We start from the raw sequence: 3,732 nt of genomic DNA, 5'->3' as shown, positions 1-3,732 counted from the left end.
GGTGGACGCCGCCACACTGGACCAGACCGCCGAGGAGCTCGCCGCGTTCCACGAGGAGTCGGCGGAGTCCGAAGCCGGTGTCGACTCCGACGAGCGCGAGGACTACGAGTCCGTCTACGCCGATTCCACCACCGGCGAGGATTCCGAGCGCTCCGGGTCGGAGGAGACGACCACGGACACCGACACCGGCGACGAGACGGACGACGATGCCGACGAGGACGCCCCCGCCGGGTTCTGGACCGAGGTCGGCATCGACCCGATCAAGATCGTGACCTCGGAGCGGGAACACTTCACTCTGCGCTGCTACCTCGACGACGAGCCGATCTTCCTCGGTTCGAACGGCCGGATCGAGACCTTCCCGTCCGAACGGGCGCTGGCGCGAGCGCTGGCCGAACCGGGCGACCTCGCCCGCACCGACCTCGCCGACGTCTCCACGTGGGACGAGGTACTGACCAGCGCGACGGCGGGTGAGCTCGAGATCGACGTCGATCCGGACAACACCTACGTGCTGGCCGGCCTTGCGGACGACATCGGTGACGGGCTGGACGCGATCGATCCGACCCAGCTCGAACTGGCGGTGGAGCTGCTCACCGACACCGCCGACTGGGCGGGCGACGACAGCGTGCACGACGCGCTCGCCTCGTCCGAGCGGCTCGGCTGGCTCGTGTCGTTCGTGCTCAACCCCGACCCCACACGGCTGTCTCCCAGCGCACCGTTCGACGCCGAACAGAAGGCGTGGCACACCCTCGTGGAGAACTTCGAAACGCGCCTGCACCTGAACTGACACGCATTTGGCATGTCGTCAAGGCCTCCTTCACTGCGCTCAATGCAGTAAAGGGGGCCTTGACGGCTCGTCAACCAACCGCGGGCGGGGCGGGTGCGGGGTGTTACGGCGCGTCGACGACCTCGGCGTACCAGGGCTTGATCACGGTGTTGATGATGTCGAGCCGCTGATCGAAGTCCATGAAGGCCGACTTCATGGCGTTGATGGTGAACCAGCGCACGTCGGCCCAGTCGTAGCCGAAGGTGTCCACCAGCGCGGCGAACTCCGAGGACACGGTGCAGCCGCTCATCAGCCGGTTGTCGGTGTTGACGGTGACCCGGAACCGCAGGTCCTTCAGCAGCCCGATGGGATGGTCGGAGAGCGAGGACGCCGCCCCGGTCTGGAGATTCGACGACGGGCACACCTCCAGCGGGATGCGCCGGTCGCGCACGTACGAGGCGAGCCTGCCCAGCTCGGCCTTGCCGTCGCCGGTGGCGGTGATGTCGTCGGCGATCCGCACACCGTGCCCGAGCCGCTCTGCCCCGCAGTGCTGGATCGCCTCCCAGATCGAGGCCAACCCGAACGCCTCGCCCGCGTGGATGGTGAAGTGGGCGTTGTTGACCCGGATGTACTCGAAGGCGTCCAGGTTGCGGGTCGGCGGGAAGCCGGCCTCGGGGCCCGCGATGTCGAAGCCCGCGACCCCCGCGTCGCGGTAGCGCACGGCCAGCTCGGCGATCTCCAGCGCCCGCGCGTGCTGGCGCATCGCGCACAGCAGCGTGCCGATCCGGATGCGCCGCCCCCGCTCGGCGGCGCGCCGCATGCCGTCGGCGAACCCGTCCTGCACGGCCTCGACCACGGCTTCGAGCGACAGCCCGCGCTCGACGAACAGCTCGGGGGCGTAGCGCACCTCGGCGTAGACGACACCGTCGGCGGCCAGGTCCTCGACGCACTCGGCGGCGACCCGGGCGAGCGCGTCCTCGGTCTGCATGACACCGCAGGTGTGGGCGAAGGTCTCCAGGTAGGACTCCAGCGAGCCGGAGTCGGCCGCGTCCGAGAACCACCGGGTCAGCTCGGCGGTGTCGGTGGTGGGCAGGCCCCGGTAGCCGGTTTCCTCGGCGAGGTCGATCACGGTGCTCGGGCGCAGCCCGCCGTCCAGGTGGTCGTGGAGCAGCACCTTCGGGGCCCGGCGCAGGTCTTCGAGGGTCGGAACGGTTCGCGTCGACATCCCCCGACGGTACCCGGGCGAGCCGGACACCTCCCGGGTCGACACCCCGGGCGACGGGCCGGTCGCGGAACGCGAGACGAAGTCTCAGGCTGTACTCGAACGTTCACGCGGTGACCATCTCGTTATCGAACCGGCGGCTTCGCACGTCACACGCTTACGGACGGGGGCGATACCCTCCGCAGTGGGACGATCGCTAGGCTGCGCCCCGACGTCCCATCTTTCCCCGCCGATGAAGGACAAACCGCAGTGACGACTGACAATCACCTCGCAGCCCCGTCCTTCGACCGGATGCGCAACATGTTGGTGCGCGCGGCCGAGGTCCGAGAGAGCGAACAGCAGCAGATCTTCGACGCCCTCGATGACATCTACGCCCGTCTCGCCCCGGTGGACTCGCTCGGCGCGATGCGCAAGCGGCTGTCCGAGCTGCCCGACCGCACCGAGGTGGGCGTCCTGGCCGAGCGGCTCGACGAGGCCATGACCCGCCTTGAGGCTCAGGACAACGCCCTGGCCGAGCTGGCGCGGTCGGTGGAGGCCGTCGTCGACAAGCTCCAGAAGCCCTTCGCCCAGCTCGACGGCAGGCTCGACGGGGTGGGTGCGCGGTTCGAGGGCGTCTCGGGCCGGATGGACGGCCTCGAGGACAAGCTCACCAACATCCACCGCAGGCTCGACGAGCTGGGCGGGCACCTCGACAAGCAGGACGACAAGATCGACTCGGTGCCGTCCGCCGTGCACGGTCCGGTGCGCGAGCGCATCGATACGATGGAGACCTCGTTCAAGGAGCGGGTCGACCGGTTCGACGCCGACTCGAAGGAGCGCACCACCGCCGGGGCCGACGCGGTGCGCGCGGCGGTCACGGAGAGCACGGAGGCGCTGCGCACGTCGCTTTCCGAGACCGCCGAGATCCTGGACGACTCCAACCGTCTCGACTCCCTCGGTGACCGGCTGGACAAGCTCAGCTCGCGGCTGGACGAGCTGGCGGGCAGGCTCGACAAGGTCGAGGAGGGCGTCACCTCGCAGCTCGGCGACCTCGACGGCTCGCTCAAGTCGGGCCTGTCGAAGGTGGAGGACACGCTGGCCCAGCAGCCGGACAACGACTCGTTCACCTCGGTCGTGCGCAAGAGCAACGAGGACTCCGAACGGAGGATCGGCGGTCAGCTCGACGAGGCGATGGCGACCTTCGCGGAGCTGATGCTCGGTGGCGGTCCTGCCCAACAGCAGCAGCCCGCGATCTCGGCGCCGCCCGCGCCGCGCCAGCCGCGCAGGCGCAACAACGGCCGTTCACAGAAGAACTCCGAGTCGAAGTCGAAGGCCGGCTCCGGCGAGTCCGAGCCGGAGGAGTGAGTCCCGGCCCGGTGGGCTCGGGACACCCTGCGCGGTGTCGCTCGCCTACGCCGGGCCCACTCGGTCCAGTACGACGCCCCCGTCGGCGCCGCCCCGTGCGGTGCGGGCGGGGGCGTCGTCGTCGGCGGAGCCGACAGAGACTTGGTCGTCGGCGGAGCCGGCAGAAAGCCGCTCGTCGGCGGAGCGGCCGGTGCGGGACACCGCATCGGTGTCCGCGACGGTGTAGCCGCCGTCGAGGGCGGCCAGGGCCGCGGGAACCGCGTCCGGGGTGTCGGTGTGCAGCTCGAACAGGTCCTGTCCCCGCTCGACGCGATCGCCGGGACGGGCAAGGCACCGCACCCCCGCCGCGGCCTGTACGGAATCCTCCCGGCGCGTGCGGCCCGCGCCGAGCCGCCACGCCGCC

The 3,732-nt window shown here is 70.3% G+C and carries 2 protein-coding genes and 2 pseudogenes; 2 read left to right on the top strand and 2 right to left on the bottom strand.

Annotation, left to right across the window (positions count from 1 at the left end):
• Positions 1-784: pseudogene (locus SACSA_RS22925) on the top strand (primosomal protein); the annotation flags it as partial.
• 103 nt (positions 785-887) lie between these two features.
• Here the strand turns inward: SACSA_RS22925 and SACSA_RS0113665 are convergent.
• Positions 888-1,988, bottom strand: coding sequence for an adenosine deaminase (locus SACSA_RS0113665; RefSeq protein ID WP_019816474.1), 1,101 nt, complete (start codon positions 1,986-1,988; stop codon positions 888-890).
• Positions 1,989-2,234: 246 nt separating this feature from the next.
• Here SACSA_RS0113665 and SACSA_RS0113660 point away from each other — a divergent pair, with 246 nt between their 5' ends.
• Complete coding sequence (locus tag SACSA_RS0113660; RefSeq protein ID WP_019816473.1) at positions 2,235-3,329, top strand: coiled-coil domain-containing protein; 1,095 nt, start codon at positions 2,235-2,237, stop codon at positions 3,327-3,329.
• Between the two features lie 45 nt (positions 3,330-3,374).
• Here the strand turns inward: SACSA_RS0113660 and SACSA_RS22920 are convergent.
• Positions 3,375-3,732, bottom strand: a pseudogene (locus SACSA_RS22920) (hypothetical protein); the annotation flags it as partial.

This window comes from Saccharomonospora saliphila YIM 90502 (assembly GCF_000383795.1).
Taxonomy (GTDB): domain Bacteria; phylum Actinomycetota; class Actinomycetes; order Mycobacteriales; family Pseudonocardiaceae; genus Saccharomonospora; species Saccharomonospora saliphila.
The sequence above is the reverse complement of the archived record's forward strand: the minus strand, read 5'-3'. Positions and strand labels throughout refer to the sequence as shown.

Coding starts and splice junctions, on each gene's coding strand:
- SACSA_RS0113665 (WP_019816474.1), bottom strand. CDS start 1,988: ATGTCGACGCGAACCGTTCCGACCCTCGAAGACCTGCGCCGGGCCCCG.